The 21,572-nt window shown below is 65.6% G+C and carries 16 protein-coding genes; 13 read left to right on the plus strand and 3 right to left on the minus strand.

Going from position 1 to position 21,572, the window contains the following annotated elements:
* Positions 1–78: 78 nt before the first annotated feature.
* The 5 genes from mutS (at position 79) to QM801_RS16940 (ending at position 8,895) form a co-directional block, all read left to right on the plus strand.
* The gene (gene mutS / locus QM801_RS16920) at positions 79–2,805 is read left to right on the plus strand and encodes a DNA mismatch repair protein MutS (RefSeq protein WP_415020377.1); all 2,727 of its coding nucleotides are present in this window, start codon (positions 79–81) and stop codon (positions 2,803–2,805) included.
* Positions 2,802–5,543, plus strand: a complete 2,742-nt coding sequence (locus tag QM801_RS16925; RefSeq protein WP_415020378.1) for a [protein-PII] uridylyltransferase — start codon at positions 2,802–2,804, stop codon at positions 5,541–5,543. Before mutS ends, QM801_RS16925 begins: the two co-directional genes overlap by 4 nt.
* A gap of 7 nt (positions 5,544–5,550) precedes the next feature.
* Complete coding sequence (murJ, locus tag QM801_RS16930) at positions 5,551–7,119, plus strand: murein biosynthesis integral membrane protein MurJ (protein ID WP_415020379.1); 1,569 nt, start codon at positions 5,551–5,553, stop codon at positions 7,117–7,119.
* Positions 7,120–7,221: 102 nt separating this feature from the next.
* Complete coding sequence (gene trpS, locus QM801_RS16935) at positions 7,222–8,271, plus strand: tryptophan--tRNA ligase (RefSeq protein ID WP_415020380.1); 1,050 nt, start codon at positions 7,222–7,224, stop codon at positions 8,269–8,271.
* Between the two features lie 69 nt (positions 8,272–8,340).
* Positions 8,341–8,895: a NifU family protein gene (locus QM801_RS16940; RefSeq protein WP_415020381.1), complete on the plus strand. Its 555-nt coding sequence runs from the start codon at positions 8,341–8,343 to the stop codon at positions 8,893–8,895.
* 130 nt (positions 8,896–9,025) lie between these two features.
* Here QM801_RS16940 and QM801_RS16945 read toward each other — a convergent pair whose 3' ends face one another.
* Together QM801_RS16945 and mutM are read right to left on the minus strand one after the other, a co-directional pair.
* On the minus strand, positions 9,026–9,799 hold the full coding sequence (locus tag QM801_RS16945; protein WP_415020382.1) for an enoyl-CoA hydratase-related protein: 774 nt from the start codon (positions 9,797–9,799) through the stop codon (positions 9,026–9,028).
* A gap of 8 nt (positions 9,800–9,807) precedes the next feature.
* Positions 9,808–10,689, minus strand: a complete 882-nt coding sequence (mutM, locus tag QM801_RS16950; protein WP_415020383.1) for a bifunctional DNA-formamidopyrimidine glycosylase/DNA-(apurinic or apyrimidinic site) lyase — start codon at positions 10,687–10,689, stop codon at positions 9,808–9,810.
* An 83-nt stretch (positions 10,690–10,772) separates the two neighbouring features.
* On the opposite strand from mutM, the gene ubiE reads away from it, so the two are divergent.
* The 6 genes from ubiE to ahcY all read left to right on the plus strand — a co-directional run bounded on the left by ubiE (position 10,773) and on the right by ahcY (position 17,024).
* Positions 10,773–11,549 (plus strand): bifunctional demethylmenaquinone methyltransferase/2-methoxy-6-polyprenyl-1,4-benzoquinol methylase UbiE, encoded by a 777-nt coding sequence (gene ubiE, locus QM801_RS16955; RefSeq protein WP_415020384.1) that lies wholly within the window; start codon positions 10,773–10,775, stop codon positions 11,547–11,549.
* Entirely contained in the window at positions 11,549–13,090 is a 1,542-nt protein-coding gene (gene ubiB, locus QM801_RS16960) for a 2-polyprenylphenol 6-hydroxylase (RefSeq protein ID WP_415020385.1), read from the plus strand. Before ubiE ends, ubiB begins: the two co-directional genes overlap by 1 nt.
* A complete protein-coding gene (coaBC, locus tag QM801_RS16965) occupies positions 13,090–14,292 on the plus strand; it encodes a bifunctional phosphopantothenoylcysteine decarboxylase/phosphopantothenate--cysteine ligase CoaBC (RefSeq protein WP_415020947.1) in 1,203 nt (400 codons plus the stop codon). The genes ubiB and coaBC overlap by 1 nt, the downstream gene beginning before the upstream one ends.
* Complete coding sequence (gene dut, locus QM801_RS16970; protein ID WP_415020386.1) at positions 14,289–14,726, plus strand: dUTP diphosphatase; 438 nt, start codon at positions 14,289–14,291, stop codon at positions 14,724–14,726. The genes coaBC and dut overlap by 4 nt, the downstream gene beginning before the upstream one ends.
* Entirely contained in the window at positions 14,726–15,538 is an 813-nt protein-coding gene (locus QM801_RS16975) for a HesA/MoeB/ThiF family protein (RefSeq protein ID WP_415020387.1), read from the plus strand. Before dut ends, QM801_RS16975 begins: the two co-directional genes overlap by 1 nt.
* Positions 15,539–15,620: 82 nt before the next feature.
* The gene (ahcY, locus tag QM801_RS16980) at positions 15,621–17,024 is read left to right on the plus strand and encodes an adenosylhomocysteinase (protein ID WP_415020388.1); all 1,404 of its coding nucleotides are present in this window, start codon (positions 15,621–15,623) and stop codon (positions 17,022–17,024) included.
* 59 nt (positions 17,025–17,083) lie between these two features.
* On the opposite strand, the gene QM801_RS16985 is transcribed toward ahcY, so the two are convergent.
* The gene (locus tag QM801_RS16985) at positions 17,084–17,311 is read right to left on the minus strand and encodes a DUF1127 domain-containing protein (RefSeq protein WP_415020389.1); all 228 of its coding nucleotides are present in this window, start codon (positions 17,309–17,311) and stop codon (positions 17,084–17,086) included.
* A gap of 82 nt (positions 17,312–17,393) precedes the next feature.
* On the opposite strand from QM801_RS16985, the gene QM801_RS16990 reads away from it, so the two are divergent.
* Both QM801_RS16990 and QM801_RS16995 read left to right on the plus strand, forming a co-directional pair.
* The gene (locus tag QM801_RS16990) at positions 17,394–18,959 is read left to right on the plus strand and encodes a winged helix-turn-helix domain-containing protein (RefSeq protein WP_415020390.1); all 1,566 of its coding nucleotides are present in this window, start codon (positions 17,394–17,396) and stop codon (positions 18,957–18,959) included.
* A 201-nt stretch (positions 18,960–19,160) separates the two neighbouring features.
* Entirely contained in the window at positions 19,161–21,569 is a 2,409-nt protein-coding gene (locus QM801_RS16995; protein WP_415020391.1) for an ATP-binding protein, read from the plus strand.
* The last annotated feature ends 3 nt before the right edge of the window (positions 21,570–21,572 follow it).

Consider the following 21,572-nt stretch of genomic DNA (forward strand, 5'->3'; position numbering starts at 1 on the left):
TGGCGGTATTTGTGAACAACCTCAGGCACATCACTCCGCCCGTTTCCAATTGCAGGCGTGATGGGATAAGGCAGGCCCATGCACGGGCTGTCACAGGACGGAAAAGAGGCTGAAGCCAGGGCGGAGCAGGCCTCCGCCGCCGCCGACCGTGCCACGCCGATGATGGCGCAGTATCTCGAAATCAAGAAAGCCCATCCCGGCAGCCTGCTGTTCTACCGCATGGGCGACTTCTACGAGATGTTCTTCTCCGATGCCGAAGCCGCCGCCGCCACGCTGGGGATTGCGCTCACCAAGCGGGGCAAGCACCTGGGCGAGGACATTCCCATGTGCGGCGTCCCCGTCCACGCCGTCGACCATTACCTGCAGAAGCTGATCCGCCACGGCCACAAGGTGGCGATCTGCGAGCAGATGGAAGACCCGGCGGAAGCGAAGAAACGCGGCTCCAAGTCTGTCGTGAAGCGCGACGTCATCCGCCTCATCACCCCCGGCACCATCACCGAGGAGACGCTGCTCGACACGGGGAGCGTCAATCACCTCGCGGCACTCGCCTGGCTCAAGGGCACGGACGAGCTGGCACTCGCCTGGTGCGACATCTCGACGGGCGACCTCTGCGTCACGGTGAGCGACCGGGCGCGGCTTGCCTCCGATCTTTCGCGCATCGCCGCAAGCGAACTCATCATCGCCGACAGCGCGCTCGATGATCCGCTCATCGGACGGCTCGCGAAGGAATGCGGGGCCGCACTTTCGCCTCTGCCTTTAAGCCGCTTCGACAGCAGTGCGGCGGAACACCGCCTCGCCCAGCATTTCGCGGTGCAGAGCCTCTCGGGCTTCGGTGCCTTCGCGCGCGCCGAGACGGCAGCGCTTGGCGCCCTCATCGACTACATCCGCATCACGCAAGTTGGGCAGATGCCGCACCTGCGCCCGCCGCGACAGGACAATCCGGCGCAAGGGCTTCTCATCGATGCGGCGACGCGCGCCAATCTTGAACTCACCCGCACACTCTCGGGCGAACGGCAAGGCAGCCTTCTCGCCACCGTCGACCGCACCGTGACGGCCAGCGGCCGCCGCCGTCTTGCGGCACTGCTCGGCCAGCCGCTCGCCGATCCTGCCGCCATTGCGGCCCGGCTCGATGGCGTGGAGGCGCTCGTCGCGGCGGAAGCTTTGCGCCAGGGCTTGCGCCAGGCGCTGGCCGCGATGCCCGACATGGAGCGCGCACTCGCCCGCCTCTCCGCCAACCGCGGCGGGCCCCGTGACCTCGCCATGATGCGCGACGGCCTGATGGCGGCCCGCGCCATTGCGGAGCGGCTGGCGGGCCATGGCGAACTCCCGGCCATTATCACCGCAGATGCCGGCACCATCGGTGCCGCACCCTTCGCGCTTGCCGACACGCTTGCGAAGGCCCTTGCCGCCGAGCTTCCCCATCTCGCCCGCGATGGCGGTTTCATCGCCGCGGGCTTCTCGCCCGACCTCGACGAGCAGAGGGCACTCCGCGATGACACCCGCCAGGTGATCGCGGCGCTGCAAGCGCGTTACGCCGAGATGACGGGCCTGCGCACGCTCCGCATCAAGCACAACAACATCCTCGGCTATTTCATCGAGGTGAATGCCCAGCAGGCGGACGCCATGCAGGGCGCGGAGCTTCCGGTCAAATTCCAGCACCGCCAGAGCATGGCGGGGGCCATGCGCTATTCGACCCCCGAACTGATGGAACTGGAACAGAAGATCGCCGGTGCCTCGGAGCGCGCGCTTGCGATCGAGCTCTCCTTCTTCCAGGATTTCGCCCGCGCCATTCTCGAGGCCCGCGATGCCGTCTCGAACTGTGCCGCCGCCCTCGCCTCGCTCGATTGCCTTGCTGCACTGGCCGAACTTGCGGCGCGCGAGAACTACGTGCGCCCCAGCGTCGACACCTCCGCCGCCTTCGACATCAAGGGCGGGCGGCATCCGGTGGTCGAGGCAGCCCTCGCCCGCGCCGGCGAGACCCGCTTCACGCCCAACGACTGCGCGCTGGGCGGCGCGCACGAGCGGATTCGGCTTCTCACCGGCCCCAACATGGCGGGCAAATCCACCTTCCTTCGCCAGAATGCGCTGATCGCCATCCTCGCCCAGATGGGCAGTTTCGTGCCAGCGCAATCCGCCCACATCGGCGTCATCGACCGCCTGTTCAGCCGGGTGGGTGCGGCGGATGATCTTGCGCGCGGCCGCTCCACCTTCATGGTGGAGATGGTCGAGACGGCCGCGATCCTCAACCAGGCCACGCCGCGCTCCTTCGTCATCCTCGACGAGATCGGCCGCGGCACCGCCACCTTCGACGGCCTCTCCATTGCGTGGGCCGCACTTGAATACCTGCACGAGGAGAACCGCTGCCGCGCCCTCTTCGCCACCCATTATCACGAACTGAACGCCCTCACCGGAACGCTTGCCAGCCTCGCTGCCCGCACCATGGCGGTGAAGGAATGGAAGGGCGAGATCATCTTCCTCCATGACGTGGTGAAGGGCGCGGCCGACCGTTCCTACGGCATCCAGGCGGCGAAGCTCGCAGGCCTGCCCCAACCCGTGATCGCGCGGGCCTTCGAGGTGCTGAAGCATCTGGAACAGCAGCGCGACGAAAAGCCCGCCGGGCATTTCGCCGACGACCTGCCGCTCTTCTCGGTGAGGGCCATGGCCCCGCCCACCGCCGAACGGGCCCCGGACGCCCTGCGGCTCCGGCTGGCCGGCCTCGATCCGGACCAGGTCTCGGCCCGGGAGGCGCTCAATTTGCTCTATGAATTGAAGGCCCTTTCGGGCAAAGACGGCGGCGAGACATGACCACCTCCTTCCTGCCCCTCCTCGCCTTTCCGGACAAGCTCAAGGCCCTGCTGGCGACCCCGGGGCAGACGCCGCTCGTCATCCGCACCGCGTCCTCGAAGCTGATCCGCGAGTGCCTGAACGAGCTTCGCGCCGAGGCCGAAAAGCGCCTGCTGCGCGATGGCCACGGCACCGGCTGCGCCATCTTCCTCTCGGAGGGCGAGGACGCCATCATCCGCGCCCTCTTCGACTTCGCCCGTCTCGACGTCTTCAAGTCGGGGCAGCTTCCCCTCGCGGTCGTCGCCGTGGGCGGCTATGGCCGCGGCACGCTGGCCCCGGGCTCGGACATCGACCTTCTCTTCCTCACCCCCTCGATCGAGGACCGCCGGGTGGGCGAGGTGGTGGAGTTCCTGCTCTATGCCCTGTGGGACGCGCGCCAGAAGGTGGGCCACGCCACCCGCACCGTCTCCGATTGCGTGCGCCTCGCCAAGACCGACAACACCATCATGACGGCGGTGCTGGAAGCCCGCTTCATCTGCGGCGACAGCCATCTCTTCTCCGAGCTGCAGTCGCAGTACCGCACCGGCATCCTGCAGAAGGAGGCGCGCCGCTTCGTCACCGAGAAGCTGGCCGAGCGCGACCAGCGCCACATCAAGTCGGGCGAGAGCCGCTATGCCGTCGAGCCCGACCTCAAGGACGGCAAGGGTGGGCTTCGCGACCTCCACACCCTGTTCTGGATCGCCAAGTTCATCTTCGATGCCAACTCACCAAGCCAGCTCGCCGAGAAGGGCGCCTTCTCGCATGATGACCTGAAGCGCTTCCAGAAGGCCGAGGATTTTCTCTGGGCGGTGCGCTGCCACCTCCACTTCATCGCCAAGCGCGGCGAGGACAAGCTCTCCTTCGACCGCCAGGGCGAACTCGCCGAGCGCATGGGCTACAAGGCCCACGGCGGCCTGATGCGCGAAGAGCGCTTCATGAAGCACTACTTCCTCTATGCCAAGGAGGTGGGCGACCTCACCCGCATCTTCTGCGCCAGCCTCGAAGCCCAGCACCTGAAGGAACCGCGTTCCCTCACCCGCATGATCGGCAAGCTGATGCCGCGCCCGCGCGAGAAGAGCCTCGGCAAGGCCTTCGCCATCGACGGGCTTCGCCTGACGATCAGCAGCGACGACGTCTTCGCCAAGGATCCGGTCAACCTCATCCGTATCTTCAAGGTCTCGGCCAGCGAGACACTGGAAATCCATCCCGATGCGCTGAAGCGCATCCGCGCCTCGCTTCGCCTCATCGACGAGGGCTTGCGCAACAACCGCGAAGCCAATGCGCTGTTCCTCTCGATCCTCACCGAATCGAACGATCCCGAATCGATCCTCCGCCTGATGAACGAGGCGGGCGTTCTCGGCCGCTTCATCCCCGACTTCGGCAAGGTCGTGGCGATGATGCAGTTCAACATGTACCACCACTACACCGTGGATGAGCACCTGATCCGCACCGTGGGCGTGCTCCGCCAGATCGAGACGGGTACGCTCTCGGGCGATCATCCGCTCTCGGTGAAGCTCTTCCCCACACTGACGTCGCGCCGTGCGCTGTATGTGGCCGCCCTCTTCCATGACATCGCCAAGGGCCGCGACGAGGATCACTCCATCGCGGGCGAGCGCATCGCCCTTGCCGTCTGCCCGCGCCTCGGCCTCGACCCTGCCGAAACAGAGACGGTGGCGTGGCTCATACGCCATCACCTGCTGATGAGCGAGACCGCGCAGATGCGCGACCTCAACGACTTCAAGACCATTCTCGACTTCACCTCGATCGTGCAGAGCCCGGAGCGGCTGAAGCTGCTCCTGATCCTCACCGTCGCCGACATCCGTGCGGTAGGCCCCGGCGTGTGGAACGGCTGGAAGGGGCAACTGCTGCGCACGCTTTTTGCCGAGGCGGAACCGGTGCTGACCGGCGGCCATGCCGCCTCGTCCCGCAAGGACCGCGTGCTTGCCGCGCAAAACGAATTCCTCTCAAAGTTCCCGGACTGGAGCGACAAGCGCAAGCAGCGCGAGGCCGCCCGCCACTACGACGCCTATTGGCTCAACGTGCCGCTCGACCAGCAGCTGCGTCATCAGGCGCTCATCGACAAGGCCCCGGCGCGCGACGTGATCACCGAAGTGCGGAGCGACGCCTTCACGGCGGTGACCGAACTCACCGTCTATGCGCCGGACCATCCGCGGCTTCTCGCCCTCATCACCGGTGCCTGTGCGGCGGCTAACGCCAACATCATCGGGGCGCAGATCTTCACCACCACAGACGGCATGGCGCTCGACACCATCCTGCTCCGCCGCGAGTTCAAGATGGACGAGGACGAGAACCGCCGTGGTGCGCGCGTCGCCGATACCATCGCCCGCACGCTCCGCGGCCAGCTCCGCCTCAAGGACGTGCTGCAGAATGTCCCCGGCCTTACCGAACGGGTGAAGGCCTTCTCGGTGCCGCCCCGCGTCATCATCGACAATACGTCATCGAACCGCCAGACGGTGATCGAGATCAACGGTCTCGACCGTGTGGGCCTCCTGCAGGGCCTCACCGAGGCGCTGTTCCACCTCAACCTCAACATCGCCTCGGCCCATGTCACCACCTTCGGCGAGAAGGCGGTCGACGTTTTCTACGTGACCGATCTCACGGGGGCGAAGATCGAGAACCCCACCCGCCACGCCCAGATCGAGAAGCGCCTGATGCAGGTGCTGGCGCCCGAGACGGGCACGCTCAAGACCGGGACGTGAGGCGGCCATGTCGCTTCTCAAATCCGCAGGACGGGTCGGCAGCCTCACCCTCGCCTCACGCCTTCTCGGCTTCATCCGCGACCAGCTGATCGCCTTCACCTTCGGCACCGGCTGGGTGGCGGATGCCTTCGTGGTGGCGCAACGCCTGCCCAATCTCTTCCGCGCGCTCTTTGCCGAAGGTGCCTTCAACAACGCCTTCGTGCCCATCTTCAGCCGCAAGCACGAGGGCGAGGGCGCGGAGAAGGCCTTCGTCTTTTCCCAGGATGCGCTCTCCGTCATGGCCTTCTGGATGCTGATCTTCTGCGGCGCCGCCATGGCCTTCATGCCGTGGATCTTCCCGCTCTTTGCGCAGGGCTTCTCGGACGAGCCCGCCACCCGCGACCTCGGCATCGAACTCACCCGCATCTGCTTTCCCTATCTCGGCTTCATGTCGCTCACCGCCCTTCTGGGCGGCGTTCTGAACAGCCTCGGCCGCTTCACTGCCGCAGCGGCGGCCCCCATCCTCCTCAACATCTGCATGATCGCCTTCAACCTCGCGGGCTGGTGGATGGGGCTTGGCAACACGCCCGAAGGCGGTAGGCTTCAGGCCTGGGCCGTGACGGTGGCCGGTGTCGCACAGTTGGCGCTTCTGATGTTTGCCGCGGCGCGGGCAGGCGCACCCGTCTGGCCGAAGCTGCCGCGCCTCACGCCCGACGTGAAACTGCTGTTGATGAAATCCGTGCCCGGCATCATCTCGGGCGGCGTCACCCAGATCAATCTCGCGGTGGCGACGAGCCTTGCCACCGCCTTCGCGGGCGGAGCGTCGGCGCTCTACTATGCCGACCGCCTGTTCCAGCTGCCACTCGGCGTCATCGGTGTCGCGATCGGCGTCGTGCTGCTGCCCACCCTCTCGCGAAAGCTGCGGGCGGGTGACGATGCGGGCGCGCGCGACGTGCAGAACCGCTCGCTGGAGGCCGCACTCTTCCTCACGCTGCCCGCGGCCCTTGCCCTGATCGTCATCGGCCGCCCCATCCTGCATGTGGTCTATGAGCATGGCGCCTTCACCCGCGAGGCGACGCTGCACGTGATGCCCGCACTCGCCGCCTTCGCAGTCGGCCTTCCCGCCTTCACCCTGACCAAGGTGTTCCAGCCCAGCTTCTATGCCCGCGAGGACACGCGCACGCCCATGTACTTCGCCATGGCGACGGTGGCGGTGAACATCGCGCTCTCGCTCATCCTCTCGCGGTCGCTCGAGCATGTGGGGATCGCGCTTGCGTCTTCGATCGCCGCCTGGGTGAATGCGCTGGCCCTCATCTTCACGGCGGTGCGCCGCGGCTTCTACGAGGCGGACGCCCGCTTCATCGCGCGGTTGCCGCGCATCCTGCTCTCGGTTGCCGTCATGTCGGGGCTGCTCTGGGCGCTGCTCGCCTATCCGCTGGCCGCCAACTACGCCGAGCGCGCAGGCTTCCTTGCGGCGCTGTGGGGGCTTCTCGTTCTCCTTGCCGTGGGCCTCGTCAGCTATTTCGGCACGGCCCATCTCACCGGCGCCTTCCGCCTCTCGGAACTGAAAAATCCGGGCGGCGGCGCCAGCAAATAATCCTTTTCAGAGCGGCGGGCCTTCGCTATCAGGCGCTCCGTTGCGGGGTGCATTGTCCAAGATGCGCCTGTCTGCAAAGCACCTCAATCAAGGGTCCACACCATGAGCACGTTCAGCCCCCGCGTCCTTTCGGGCATGCAGCCCACCGGCAATCTCCACCTCGGCAACTACCTTGGCGCGATGCTGAACTGGATCAAGATGCAGGAGACCCACGAGACGCTCTATTGCGTCGTCGATCTCCACGCCATCACGCAGGCCGTATCGGTCTGGGGCGGACCCCAGGTTCTCCGCAAGGCGATCCTCGATGTCACCGCCGCCTACATCGCCTGCGGCCTCGACCCCAAGAAGTCGATCATCTTCAACCAGTCGCAGGTGGCCGAGCACGCCGAGCTGGCCTGGGTGTTCAACTGCGTCGCCCGCCTCGGCTGGCTCGACCGCATGACCCAGTTCAAGGAGAAGGCGGGCAAGGACAAGGAGCGCGCCTCGGTCGGCCTCTACGATTATCCCGTGCTGATGGCCGCCGACATCCTCATCTACAAGGCCACCCACGTGCCGGTGGGCGAGGACCAGAAGCAGCACCTCGAACTTACCCGCGACATCGCCCAGAAGTTCAACCTCGACTTTGCCGAGGCGATTGCCGCGGACGGCCATGGCGAGGCCTTCTTCCCGATCACCGATCCGGTGATCCAGGGTCCGGCCACCCGCGTCATGTCGCTGCGGGACGGTACCAAGAAGATGTCGAAGTCGGACCCCTCCGATCTCTCGCGCATCAACCTCACCGATTCCGCCGACGACATCGCCAAGAAGATCCGCAAGGCCAAGACCGATGCCGACGGCCTGCCCTCCGATCCGGAAGGGCTCAAGGGCCGGCCCGAGGCCGAGAACCTGGTGGGCATCTATGCCGCACTCGCCGGCAAGGCTGTGCCCGAAGTGCTGGCGGAGTTCGGCGGCGGGCAGTTCTCCGCCTTCAAGAATGCGCTCGCGGAACTCGCCGTCCTCAAGCTTGCTCCCATCGCGGGCGAGATGAACCGGCTTCTCGCCGACCCCGGCTATGTGGAAGCGGTGCTGAAGGACGGCTCCGAACGGGCCCGGGCCATTGCACAACCTGTGATGCGTGATGTGCGCAGGATCATGGGTTTTGTCGTTTCCTGACAAACGCAATCGGGTTTTACTTTAAAACCGTTCCAGAGTCCGTTATATAACGGGCGAGAGGACTCACACATGTTCATTCAGACCGAAGCCACCCCGAATCCCGCCACCCTGAAGTTCATTCCGGGGAAGCCCGTGCTGCCGGGATCGACCCGCGACTACCGCTCGGAAGCGGAAGCGGGGGAATCGCCGCTCGCCAGCAAGCTCTTCGGCATCAAGGGTGTCTCGGGCGTGTTCCTGGGCCATGACTTCGTGACTGTCTCGCGCAAGGATGCGGAATGGCAGCAGCTCAAGCCCGCCGTGCTCGGCGCCATCATGGACCACTACATGTCGGGCGCGCCGGTGCTTGCCGGTGCCCCCACCGCCGCCAGCGAAGACGAGTTCTTCGATGAAGGCGCGGGCGACACCGTGAAGACCATCAAGGACCTGCTCGACAGCCGGGTCCGCCCCGCCGTCGCCCAGGATGGCGGCGACATCACCTTCAAGGGATTCAAGGACGGCATCGTCTATCTCAACATGAAGGGCTCCTGCGCCGGCTGCCCGTCGTCGACCGCCACGCTGAAGCACGGCATCGAAAACCTGCTCCGCCACTTCGTGCCGACGGTGACGGAAGTCCGCCAGGTGTGAGGACGTAACACACGCACCCTTCGAGGCCGCTCGCGCGGCACCTCAGGGTGAGGTTGTTTTCTTCCTCATGCTGAGGTGCATTGCGCAGCAATGCCTCGAAGCATGCGCCACCGAGAAACTTACAGAGTGATCACCTGTCCCTGAACACAGGTTTCCGCTTTTCGAGAAAGGCCGTCATGCCTTCCGTCTGGTCGTCGAGCGCGAAGAGCGCGTGGATCGACTTGCGTTCGAAGGCGAGGCCTTCGCCCAAAGGCCTGTCGAAGGCGGCATTCACCGCGCGCTTCGCGGACGCAATGACCGGCTGCGACAGCGACGCGATCTTCTCCGCCACCGCAAGCGTTTCCTCCATCAGCTTCTCTGCCGCAACCACCCGCGCCACGATGCCGAGACGCTCGGCCTCGGCCACGTCCATCATGCGGCCCGTCAGGATCATCTCCATCGCCTTCGCCTTCCCCACCGCAAGGGCGAGGCGCTGCGTGCCGCCGCCGCCCGGAATGATGCCGAGCGTCACTTCCGGAAGCGCGAACTTCGCCGTTTCAGCCGCGATGATGAAATCGCAAGCGAGCGCGAACTCGAAGCCGCCACCCAGCGCATAGCCCGCCACCGCCGCGATGATGGGCTTGCGGATCCGTGTGATGTGATCCCAGTCGCGGAGGAAATCCTCTTCCGTCACCTGGGCGAAGGTCTTGTCCTTCATCTCGCGGATGTCGGCGCCTGCCGCAAAGGCCTTGTCGCTGCCGGTGAGGATGATCACCGCAATCTTCGAATCGGCGTCGAAACGGTCGAGTGCCGCATTCATTTCGGTGATGAGTTGGCCGTTCAGCGCATTGAGCGCCTTGGGCCGGTTCAGGGTGATGATGCCGACCTTGCCGCGGGTTTCCGTGATGATCGTTTCGTCGCTCATGATCTCTTTCAGCGCTGGCAGGATGGACAATAGAAGGTGGAGCGGCCCGATTGCACGATGCGCTTCACCTTGGCGGTGCAGCCCGTGTTTTGGCACGGCTCGCCCTCGCGGTCATAGACCAAAAAGCGCTGCTGGAATTCGCCTTTGGTACCCTCGGCCGAGCGGTAGTCCTGCAGCGTGGAGCCGCCCGCCAGGATCGCTTCTGCAAGGATGTCGCGGATGTGGCGGACGAGATCATCGGCGCGGGGGTCATTCCGTTTCGCAATCGTCCCCGCCTTGCGCTTGGGCGAGAGCCTCGCCCGGAACAGCGCCTCGCAGACATAGATGTTGCCCAGCCCGGCGATGATGCGCTGGTCGAGAAGGGCGGCCTTGAGGGGTGCCGACTTCCCCGTGAAGGCGGCGCGCAGATAATCGCCGTTCAGTTCATTGCCGAGGGGTTCGACGCCGAGCTCCGCCAGCATGGGGTGGCTCTCGCCCGGCCGCTCCAGGTCCATCATGCCGAAGCGGCGGTGGTCCGAGTAGACGATGCGGGTGCCGTCATCGAGGGCGAAGACCACGTGGTCATGGGGGCCGTCGGCGGTGCCCGCGGCGGCGGAGGTGTCGTAGAACTCGCCCGGCACGCCCACCCGGCCATCGGCCCGGAAGATGGTAAACCGCCCGGTCATGCCGAGGTGCAGGATGAGGGTGTCACCCCTGTCGGTTGCAGCGAGGATGTACTTGGCACGGCGCTCCAGCCGTTCCACCCGTGCGCCCTCGATCCGGGCCCGGAAATCCGGGGGAAAGGGGAAGCGCAGGTCGGGGCGGCGCAGCTCGAGCCGGGTCACGGTCCGGCCCACCAGGGCAGGCTCCAGGCCCCGTCTCACGGTTTCCACTTCTGGCAATTCCGGCATGGCGTTAGCCATATCGGGGCCTGCGTCCCGGTTGCAATAGAAGTTTAGGGCTCTTTACCCTATGTAAGCCCCGAGGATGACCCATGACCGACACTGCTGACACGACTGGACGCAACGAGACCGCCTTCGGCTTCCGCACCGTGGAAAAGGGTGAAAAGCAGGGGCTGGTGAACGACGTCTTCGCCAAGTCCGCCGCCCGCTACGACCAGATGAACGACCTCATGTCGGCGGGCATCCACCGGCTGTGGAAGGACGACTTCGTGGCCATGGTGAACCCGCCCAAGGGTGCAACCCCGTTCCACGGCCTCGACGTGGCCGGCGGCACGGGCGACATCGCCTTCCGCATCGTCACCGCAGGCGGCGCCAACACCCGCGTCACCATTGCCGACATCTCGCCCGAGATGGTGGCGGAAGGAAAGCTTCGCGCCGAGCGCGAGGGCTTCGCCGGCAAGGTGGACTTCACCGTCGGCAATGCCGAGGCACTCGCCTTCCCCGACAGGAGTTTCGACTGCTACACCATCGCCTTCGGCATCCGGAACGTGCCCTCGATCGAGAAGGCGTTGCGCGAGGCCTATCGCGTGCTCAAGCCCGGCGGCCGTTTCCTCTGTCTCGAGTTCTCCCACATGGATGTGGAGATGATGCAGAAGGCCTATGACGCCTATTCCTTCACCGTCATTCCCGCCGTGGGCAAGGTGGTGACGGGCGACGGCCAGCCCTACCGCTATCTCGTCGAGTCGATCCGCACCTTCCCGAAGCAGCAGGAATTCGCCGACATGATCACGGCGGCAGGATTCCAGCGCGTCACCTTCCGCAATCTCACGGGCGGCATTGCCGCCATCCATTCGGGCTGGCGCATCTGATGGCGACAGCCGTCACCAACAGTTTCCGCCTGATGCGGGCCGGCCTGACGCTGGCCCGCTACGGTGCGCTGCTGCCGCCCGAGCAGACGGCGCAATTGCCGTGGCTTGCCCGCAAGGGCCTGGGGCTCGCACAATGGGGCCGCAGCGACGCGCCAAACCAGGCCAACCGCATCTCGAGCGCGCTCTCGGCGCTCGGGCCCAGCTACATCAAGCTCGGCCAGTTCCTTGCCACGCGTCCCGACATGATCGGTGCCAAGCGCGCCTTCGAACTGAAGGTGCTGCAGGACAAGCTGCCACCCTTCAGCATGGAGCAGGCCCGCGCCGAGATCCTGTCGGAGCTTGGCCATCCGGTCGAACATTTCTTCGCCTCCTTCAGCGAGCCGCTCGCCGCCGCCTCGGTGGCGCAGGTCCACAAGGCCGTTACCCATGACGGGCGCACCGTAGCCGTGAAGATCCTCCGCCCCGGCGTGGAGAAACGTTTCGCTGCCGACATCGAAAGCTTCGGCTTTGCCGCGCGCCTGATGGAAGGCTTCTCGGCGGAAGGAAAGCGCCTCCGCCCCGTTGCCGCCGTTGCCATGCTCGAGCAGTCGATGAAACTCGAGCTTGATCTCCGCATGGAAGCCTCGGCCATCGCAGAGATGCGCGAGAACACGAAGGACGATCCCGGCTTCCGCCTGCCTACCGTCGACTGGGCCACGACATCGCGCCGCGTGCTGACAACCGAATGGATCGACGGCACGCCCATGGCTGATGTGGAGTCGCTGCGCCGCCAGGGCTTCGATCTCATCGGGCTCGGCGACACGGTGATCCAGAGCTTCCTCCGCCATGCCATCCGCGACGGCTTCTTCCACGCCGACATGCACCAGGGCAACCTGATGGTGGATGCATCAGGGCAACTCGTCGCCCTCGACTTCGGCATCATGGGCCGCCTTGCCCCCAAGGAACGTCTCTTCCTCGCCGAAATCCTGCACGGCTTCATCACCCGCAACTACAAGCGCGTGGCGCAGGTGCACTTCGATGCGGGCTATGTGCCCATGCATCAGGACGTGGACAATTTCGCCCAGGCGCTCAGGGCGATCGGCGAACCCATCCTCGGCCTTCCCGCCGACCAGATTTCCATGGCCCGCCTCCTCACCCAGCTCTTCGAGGTGACCGAACAGTTCGACATGCAGACGCAGCCGCAGCTACTCCTCCTCCAGAAGACCATGGTGGTGGTGGAAGGTGTTGCCCGCACCCTCAATCCCAATCTCAACATGTGGAAGACCGCAGAACCCGTGGTGCGCGGCTGGATTGAGCGTACGCTCGGCCCCATCGGCAAGCTCGAGGAAGCAGGCGAGAGCATCCGCGATTTCGCCCGCCTCGCCCTGCAGCTGCCGCAGCTTCTCGAGGAAAGCCACAAGGCCATGCAGGTGCTGGCGGCGGCGAAACTGGCCGAGGAACAGCGCGGCGAGGAAACCGTGGCCGGAATGGCGCCCTGGCAATTGGCGGCGATCCTGTTCGGCACCATCTTCTTCGCCACCCTGCTGATACAGGTGCTATGATGACCGCTATGACGCGCTCCATCCTGCTCATCATCGGTGGCGGCATCGCCGCCTACAAGTCGCTGGAGCTGATCCGCACGCTGAAGAAGCGGGGGATCGGCGTCACCGCCATCATGACCAAGTCGGCGGGCGAATTCGTCACGCCGCTCTCGGTGGCAAGCCTCTCCGGCAACAAGGTCTATGGCGATCTCTTCTCCCTCACAGATGAGGTCGAGATGGGCCACATCGAACTCTCGCGCGCCGCCGATCTTCTGGTGGTGGCGCCTGCGACCGCCGATCTCCTCGCCAAGATGGCGACCGGCCTTGCCAATGACCTGGCTTCGACGGCGCTTCTCGCCACCGACAAACCGGTGCTGGCGGCACCCGCCATGAACGTGCGGATGTGGCAGCATGCCGCCACCCAGCGTAATGTCCGTACACTGACGAATGACGGCATCCGCTTCGTCGGCCCCACGGATGGTGAAATGGCCTGCGGCGAATTCGGACCGGGGCGCATGGCCGAGCCCGAGGACATCGCCAACGCCATCGAGATGCTGCTCCATCCCGCTGCGAAGCCGCTTGCGGACAAGCACGTGCTGGTGACGGCGGGCCCCACACGCGAGCCCATCGATCCCGTCCGCTACATCTCCAATCACTCCTCCGGCAAGCAGGGCTATGCCATCGCGACTGCGGCGGCAAAGCTTGGCGCGCGTGTCACCCTCGTGAGCGGCCCTGTTTCCCTGCCGCCGCCCGCCGGTGTCACGCTTATCCCGGCCATGACGGCGCAGGCCATGCTCACCGCCGTTGATGCAGCGCTTCCTGCCGACATCGCCATCTTCACCGCCGCGGTTGCCGACTGGCGCGTCGTCAGTGTTGCGGGCGAGAAGCTCAAGAAGAATTCAGACGGCACCACGCCGTCGCTGGCCTTTGCCGAGAACCCCGACATCCTCAGAACCATCGCCACGCGCAAGGACCATCGTCCCCGCCTCGTCGTCGGATTCGCTGCCGAAACGGAAAAGGTGATCGAGCACGCGCAGGCCAAGCTCGCCCGCAAGGGCTGCGACCTCATCGTTGCCAATGACGTGAGCGCCAAGGGCAATGTCTTCGGCAGCGATGCCAACACCGTTCATCTCGTCTCGGCCAGGGGTGTGGAGAGCTGGCCCCGTCTCTCCAAGGACGAGGTCGCAATGCGCCTGATGACGGCGCTGGCGGAACGGCTGTGAAGCTCCGCGTTCTCCGCACCGCGAACGGCGCTGATCTGCCGCTGCCGTCCTATGCCACCGCCGGATCAGCCGGTCTCGACCTTCGCGCCGCCGCCGCCTTCACGCTGAAGCCCGGCGAGCGGGCGCTGGTGCCCACTGGTCTCGCCATTGCCCTGCCCGAAGGCTACGAGGCGCAGGTGCGGCCGCGCTCCGGCCTTGCGGTCAAGCATGGCGTCACCGTCCTCAACGCACCCGGAACGATCGACGCCGATTATCGCGGTGAGATCCAGGTGCCGCTCATCAATCATGGGCAAACGGATTTTGTCGTGGCGCGGGGTGAGCGCATTGCCCAGATGATCATTGCGCGGGTGGAACAGGTCGAACTGGTGGAAGTCGATGCCCTCGACGAGACGGCGCGCGGCACAGGCGGGTTCGGCTCCAGCGGGAGGTCCTGATGCCGCTCACTGACGACGAGATCGAACGCTATGCCCGGCACATCGTGCTGCCGGAGGTGGGCGGACCGGGACAGAACAGGCTGAAGGCTTCCTCCGTGCTGGTGATCGGCGCAGGCGGACTGGGCGCGCCCATGCTGCTCTATCTTGCTGCCGCGGGCGTGGGCCGCATTGGCATCGTCGATCACGACACCGTGTCGCTTTCGAACCTGCAGCGGCAGGTCATTCACACAACCGAGCGCGTCGGCCTCGCCAAGACCGCGAGTGCGGCGCGCCAGATCGCCGCCATCAATCCCCAGGTGGTGGTGGAGCAGCACCAGACGCGCATCACGCCGGAAAACGCGCTGTCCCTCATGGCTGGGTATGACATCGTCGCCGATGGCTGCGACAACTTCCCCACCCGCTTCATGGTGAGCGATGCCGCCTTCTTCGCGAGGAAGGTGCTTGTGTCCGCCGCGGTCGGCCAGTTCGATGGACAGATCTCCACCTTCAAACCCTTTGAGAAGGCGCCCGACGGCACGCCCTACCCCACCTACCGCTGCTTCGTGGGCGAGCTGCCGCCGCGCGGTTCCTTCCCGGCCTGCGAGGAAGCAGGCGTCATGGGCGCACTCCCCGGCATCGTGGGGTCGCTGCAGGCCATGGAGGTGATCAAGGAGCTTCTCGGCATCGGCGAAGGGCTTGCGGGCCGCATACTCATGTACGACGCGCTCTGGGCCCGCTTCTTCGAAACGAAGCTCGCCTGGAATCCGGAGAACCCGCTCACCGGAAAATCCCCGTCGATCAAGAGTTTGGACCCGGCGAACTACCGGGATTAAAGCTACATAAAGATATCTTTATATTGATCTTGCCGCCCTTCTTCTCCGTTGCTAGAAAGCCGCCAACAGAGAAGGACAGAGCATGAGCAAGCACGACTACGTTGTTGCCGACATCAAGTTGGCTGATTGGGGCCGCAAGGAAATCGAGATGGCCGAGGTCGAGATGCCCGGCCTGATGTCCACCCGCGCCGAATTCGCAAAGGCCCAGCCGCTCAAGGGCGCGCGCATTTCGGGCTCGCTGCACATGACCATCCAGACCGCCGTGCTCATCGAGACGCTGAAGGCGCTGGGCGCCGACGTGCGCTGGGCCTCGTGCAACATCTTCTCCACCCAGGACCACGCCGCCGCCGCCATCGCTGCGGGCGGCACGCCGGTCTTCGCCGTGAAAGGCGAGAGCCTGCGCGACTACTGGGAATATACCGCCCGCATCTTCGACTGGCCCGATGGCCAGCCCTCCAACATGATCCTCGATGACGGCGGCGATGCCACGCTCTACGTGCTGCTGGGCGAGAAGGCCGAGAAGAATCCGGCCCTCATCGCGCACCCCAAGAGCGAGGAAGAGGAATGCCTCTTCGCCGAGATCAAGGAGCGCATCAAGAACCAGCCCGGCTGGTTCGAGAAGCAGCGCAAGGCGATCATCGGCGTCTCGGAAGAAACCACGACCGGCGTGCACCGCCTCTATGACATGCAGAAGAAGGGCGAGCTGCCCTTCCCCGCGATCAACGTCAACGACAGCGTCACCAAGTCGAAGTTCGACAACAAGTACGGCTGCAAGGAATCGCTGGTGGACGCCATCCGCCGCGGCACCGACGTGATGATGGCCGGCAAGATCGCCGTGGTCTGCGGCTATGGCGACGTGGGCAAGGGCTCTGCTGCATCGCTGCGCGGTGCCGGCGCCCGCGTCATCGTCACCGAAGTCGATCCGATCTGCGCGCTGCAGGCCTCCATGGACGGCTTCGCCGTGCAGACCCTGCAGGACACCCTCGGCACCGCCGACATCTACGTGACCGCCACCGGCAACAAGGACGTGATCACGCTCGACGACATGAAGCAGATGAAGGACATGGCCATCGTCTGCAACATCGGCCACTTCGACAACGAGATCCAGGTCGCCGAACTGAAGAACTTCCCCTGGGTGAACATCAAGCCGCAGGTGGACCTCATCAAGTTCCCCAAGGGCAACCGCATCGTCCTTCTCTCGGAAGGCCGCCTCGTCAACCTTGGCAACGCCACCGGTCACCCCAGCTTCGTGATGTCGGCGTCGTTCACCAACCAGACGCTGGCGCAGATCGAGCTCTACACCAACCGCAGCACCGGCAAGTACAAGAACGAAGTCTACGTGCTGCCCAAGCACCTCGACGAGAAGGTGGCGCGCCTCCATCTCGAGAAGCTGGGCGTGAAGCTCACGCAGCTCAAGCCGGACCAGGCCGCCTACATCGGCGTGACGCCGGAAGGCCCTTACAAGACCGAGCAGTACCGCTACTGAGCGGCACGCTCCGGATCAGGATCAGCAGGGCGGCAGCGATGCCGCCCTTTTTCTTTTGATCATTCGCTCTCCACGGCGCAGCGCAGTTCCGGGCGAAGCTGCCACAGCGCTTCCCTGTCGAGACCAATATCCTTGGCGAGGTGGGGATCGAAGCCGCGCAGGTGCTTGACCACCTGCCGTTCAGCCCGGCGGGCCTGCCAGCCCGTCCACAGGGCATCAAGGCGAGAAAGCACGGACGAGGCCGGACGGGCACTGCGGACCTGCGGGGCTAGGATTGTCTGGAACATTGTGGTTTCCTCCGTTCGGGTTGCTGTGAGGGCACCATCGCCCGAAGCCGCGACGAGGTCCTGAAAACGGGATGAAGCTCTGGTGAAATCTGGTGAAAGCCTTCCTCCCTCAGGACACCCGGCCGCTAAAGCCGGAGAGGGGCCGTTTCACTTCGCGGGCTTTACGCTCGATACCGGCCGGGGGCTTCTGAGCCGAAACGGCGTTGCCCTCGAACTTCGCCCCAAGTCCTTCGCACTCCTGTGTTTTCTCGCCCGCAACAGTGGCCGCGTCCTCTCCAAGGACGAGCTTCTCGATGCCGTCTGGAACGACGTCACCGTGACCGAGGATTCCCTCACCCAGTGCATCCGTGACATCCGGATCGTCCTCGGCAGCACGGGCGAACACCTGATCCGCACCCTGCCGCGCCGGGGCTACCTGTTCGACGCGCCCGCCCCACCGCCGGCATCGGATGCCACGGCACCTACGGTCCCGGCGGAGGAAGGCCGTCCCCGCATTGCCGTGCTGCCCTTCCGCAATCTGGGCGGCAAGCCGGAGCAGGACTATCTCTCCGCCGGCATCACCGAGGACATCATCACCGCGCTCGCGCGCTTTTCCTCCCTCACCGTGACCGGGCAGCATGTCACCGGCAGCCTCGCCCCGAGCACGGAGCCGGACAAGGCGGCGAGCCTGCTCGGCGTCACCCATATCGTCGACGGCAGTGTGCGCTTTGCGGGAGATCGCATCCGCATCACTGCGCGCTTGCTCGCCGTCCGCGCGGGTTTCACGCTCGTGACGCTGTGGGCCGACCACTTCGACCGCGCACGCGATGATGTCTTTGCGATCCAGGACGAAGTGGTGACCTCGATCGCCGCGGCCCTCGACGAGCGCCTTGTCACCGCGGGCGCTGACGAGGCGCGGCAGAAACCGATGACAAGCTGGTCGGCCTATGACTGCCTGCTGCAGGGCCGCGCCCTGTGCAACCAGCACCGCGAGTCGGAGGCATTGCCCTTCTTCCAGGAGGCCACGCGGCGCGATCCGACTTCCGCCGAGGCCCATGGCTGGCATGCCATCGCGCAGGCCCTCACCTTTGCACTCACCGCCGATCCGGTTCCGCGGGCAGGGGCGCTCGAGTCCGGACGCCTCGCGCTCCGCTCGGACGAGCGCAACGACGCCGCCCACTGGGGCATGGCGCTTGCGCTGCAATGGAACGGCCATCTCGCCGAGGCGGAACCGCATCTCCGCCGCGCCATGCAGTTGAACCCCGCCAACATCCATGTGCGCGGCGATTTTGCCAACTGGCTCCGCTACGCCGGCCGCAGCGACGAGGCGCTCCGCGAGATCGATGCTGCGACGGCACAGGACCCCTTTGCGCCGCAGTGGTTCCAGGCGGTGCGGGCCGGAATTCTCTTCGACCGCAAGGATTACACGGGAGCACTTGCGATCTACCGGCGCCTGCCCTTCCCCAATGCCCACCTGTTGCAGCAATGGACAGCCGCGTGTGCCTGGCTCGGCGATGATGACGGCATGGCGGCCGCCGCCGCCGCACTCAGGGCACTCCTGCCTCACTTCTCGCTCGCAGCCGCGGCAGCCACGCTGCCCTACGCCGACCGCGCCCTTGCCCAACACGTGCTCGACGGCCTTCGCAAGGCAGGTTTTCCCGGCAATTGAGAGCTGTTCCGCGCAAGTGAGTCCGCAGTGTCACACTCAGCCGCCGCTACGATCTGACTCGGCCGTGGTGGATTCACCTCGCGGGGGGTTTCTGTCTATACCGGGTCATTCCAGGTGATTTTGTGATTCGCGTATTCGGTCGGGGCGGGCGGAGGAGCATTCGTGTCTCTGAGGGACGGAAGGATATTGGGCAAGGCTTGCGTGCGTCACGCAGGCCTGCCGTTCCTTGCGCTCATGGCCGCCGCACCCAAGGCCCTTGCCGCGCCGCTCGTGCAACTGAGCGCGGGCAGCCTTACCGCCGCCGCCATGGTGGCGACGGGCCTCGTCCTCACCGCCGGCTTTTCGATCTTCGCCGCGCTCCGCTTCCGCACCCATCTCGCTCACTCCCGTGAGCGCATCGCCGATCTCGAACTTCTCCTCAACGAGGCGGAAGTCTCGCTTCTCTCCGAACCGCAGGTGCTGGTGATCTGGCGGAGCGGCGAAGCCAAGCCCGAGCGCCTCATCAACAACATGCGCGGCACCGCCCAGGTACCGACCCAGAGCAATGAGATCCTCGCCTTCGCCGACTGGCTGGAGCGCGATTCCAACACCCACCTCGCCGAGTCGCTGCGGGAGCTGCGTGATTCCGGCCGGGCCTTCAACATCGGCATCAAGACGCTGAAGGGCGAACTCCTCGAGGCTGACGGCCGCGCTGCAGGCGGGCTGGCGACGCTCCGCATCCGCCCCCTCGTCGGCGACCGCCGCCAGATGACAGAACTCGCCTTCGACGCCTCGAAGCTGGGGAAGCAGGTGGAACGCCTCTCCTCCATCCTCGATTCTGCACCCTTCCCCGCCTGGATCCACGGCAAGGACGGCATCCTCGCCTGGGCCAACCAGGCCTATGTCGCCGCCGTGGAAGCAACGAGTTTCGAATCCGCCCAGCGCGCCACCAGCCTGATGAAGGCGTCCGATATCGACACCACGCGGGCCGATCCGTCGAAGTATCTGCTGGGCCGCGTCCACGCCATCCAGCAGGGCAACCGCCGCGCCTACAACGTCCACCAGATGCCGGTCGATGGTGGTGTCGCGGGCTTCGCCATCGATGTGACGTCCCTCGAGAATGCCGAGAAGGAATTGGACCGCCACATCCGCGCCCACACCTCCACCCTCGACAAGCTCGACACGGCGATCGCCATCTTCGGGCCGGACCAGCGCCTGCGGTTCTTCAACCAGGCCTATGCGAAGCTCTGGGGTCTCGATGCCAAATGGCTGGAGGGCCAGCCGCTCGACGGCGAGATCCTCGACCGCCTGCGGGCCCAGCGGCTCTTGCCCGAGCAGGCGAACTACCGCGAGTGGAAGGAGAAGCAGCTCTCCTCCTACACCACCCTCGAAGTGCGCGAGAACTACTGGTACCTGCCCGACGGCCGTTCACTCATGGTCATCTGCGAGCAGCATCCCTTCGGCGGCGTCACCTATCTCTACGAAAACCTTACCAAGGAACACCAGCTCGAAAGCCGCGTGAACGAGCTCTTCGACACCCAGCGCGAAACCCTCGACAATCTTGCCGAGTCGGTGGCGCTCTTCGGCAGCGACGGCAACCTGCGCCTCGCCAACCCCGCCTTCGAGCGCTTGTGGAAAGTGGCCGCCGCCTCCCGCTCGCACGTCGACGAATTCTCGCGCCTGCCCAACCTCGAACCCGAGGCGCGCGCCGCCTGGGTCGACATCCGCTACGGCATCACCGGGCTCGAAGGCTCGCGCAAGCGCGCCGAGGGCCGCTTCCGCCATGGCGATTTCTATCTCAGCTTCCGCGCCGTGCCGCTGCCGGACGGCCACGCCCTCATCACCTTCGCCGATGTGACCGACTCGGTCCGCGCCGAGCAGGCGCTGCGTGACCGCACCGAGGCACTGGAAGCCGCCGACCGCCTGAAGACCACCTTCCTCTCCAGCGTGTCGTATGAAATCCGCACGCCGCTCACCAGCATCTCGGGCTTTGCCGAGGCGCTCGATGCCGGCATTGCGGGCAGCCTCAGTTCCAAGCAGCGCGAATACGTGCTCGACATCCGCCGCAGCGCCGGCGACCTCACCACCATCATCGATGCGATCATCGACCTCTCCGCCATCGATGCCGGCGCCATGGAACTGAAGGTCGGCACCATCGACGTGATGCAGCTTCTCGAGAACGCGACCACCCGCGTCATGCCGGCGCTGGAGCGGCGCAACCAGACCATCTCCATCGAGGTTGCCGCCAACGTGCCGGAGATCAGGGGCGATGCCGCCCGCCTCGAACAGGTGATCGGCCACCTCCTCTCCAACGCCATCGGCTTCTCGCAGCCGGGCGCCAAGATCACCATGGGCGCCCGCCGCGCCAAGGAGATGGTGCAGATCTGGGTGGCCGACACCGGCCGCGGCATGGACGTGGAGTTCCAGAACAAGGCCTTCGAGCGCTTCCAGTCCAAGCCCGCCCCCGACAGCCACCGCGGCCCCGGCCTCGGCCTCTCGCTGGTCAAGAGCTTCACCGAGCTCCACGGCGGCCGGGTCTCGCTGGTTTCCAAGATTGACCACGGCACCACGGTGGTGTGTTCTCTCCCCATCGAAGGCCCGCAACGCAAGTCCACCCAGCGGGCCGCCTGATTT

Origin of the sequence: Aestuariivirga sp., from assembly GCF_047600585.1 — a bacterium.
Classification (GTDB): Bacteria; Pseudomonadota; Alphaproteobacteria; order Rhizobiales; family Aestuariivirgaceae; genus Aestuariivirga.

What these genes read in the sequence shown, in the direction of transcription:
- mutS (WP_415020377.1), top strand. Translation starts at nt 79, where the DNA reads ATGCACGGGCTGTCACAGGACGGAAAAGAGGCTGAAGCCAGGGCGGAG.
- QM801_RS16975 (WP_415020387.1), top strand. Translation starts at nt 14,726, where the DNA reads ATGCCGCTCACTGACGACGAGATCGAACGCTATGCCCGGCACATCGTG.
- ubiE (WP_415020384.1), top strand. Translation starts at nt 10,773, where the DNA reads ATGACCGACACTGCTGACACGACTGGACGCAACGAGACCGCCTTCGGC.
- ahcY (WP_415020388.1), top strand. Translation starts at nt 15,621, where the DNA reads ATGAGCAAGCACGACTACGTTGTTGCCGACATCAAGTTGGCTGATTGG.
- QM801_RS16940 (WP_415020381.1), top strand. Translation starts at nt 8,341, where the DNA reads ATGTTCATTCAGACCGAAGCCACCCCGAATCCCGCCACCCTGAAGTTC.
- mutM (WP_415020383.1), bottom strand. Translation starts at nt 10,689, where the DNA reads ATGCCGGAATTGCCAGAAGTGGAAACCGTGAGACGGGGCCTGGAGCCT.
- coaBC (WP_415020947.1), top strand. Translation starts at nt 13,090, where the DNA reads ATGACCGCTATGACGCGCTCCATCCTGCTCATCATCGGTGGCGGCATC.
- QM801_RS16985 (WP_415020389.1), bottom strand. Translation starts at nt 17,311, where the DNA reads ATGTTCCAGACAATCCTAGCCCCGCAGGTCCGCAGTGCCCGTCCGGCC.
- QM801_RS16945 (WP_415020382.1), bottom strand. Translation starts at nt 9,799, where the DNA reads ATGAGCGACGAAACGATCATCACGGAAACCCGCGGCAAGGTCGGCATC.
- trpS (WP_415020380.1), top strand. Translation starts at nt 7,222, where the DNA reads ATGAGCACGTTCAGCCCCCGCGTCCTTTCGGGCATGCAGCCCACCGGC.
- murJ (WP_415020379.1), top strand. Translation starts at nt 5,551, where the DNA reads ATGTCGCTTCTCAAATCCGCAGGACGGGTCGGCAGCCTCACCCTCGCC.
- QM801_RS16925 (WP_415020378.1), top strand. Translation starts at nt 2,802, where the DNA reads ATGACCACCTCCTTCCTGCCCCTCCTCGCCTTTCCGGACAAGCTCAAG.
- ubiB (WP_415020385.1), top strand. Translation starts at nt 11,549, where the DNA reads ATGGCGACAGCCGTCACCAACAGTTTCCGCCTGATGCGGGCCGGCCTG.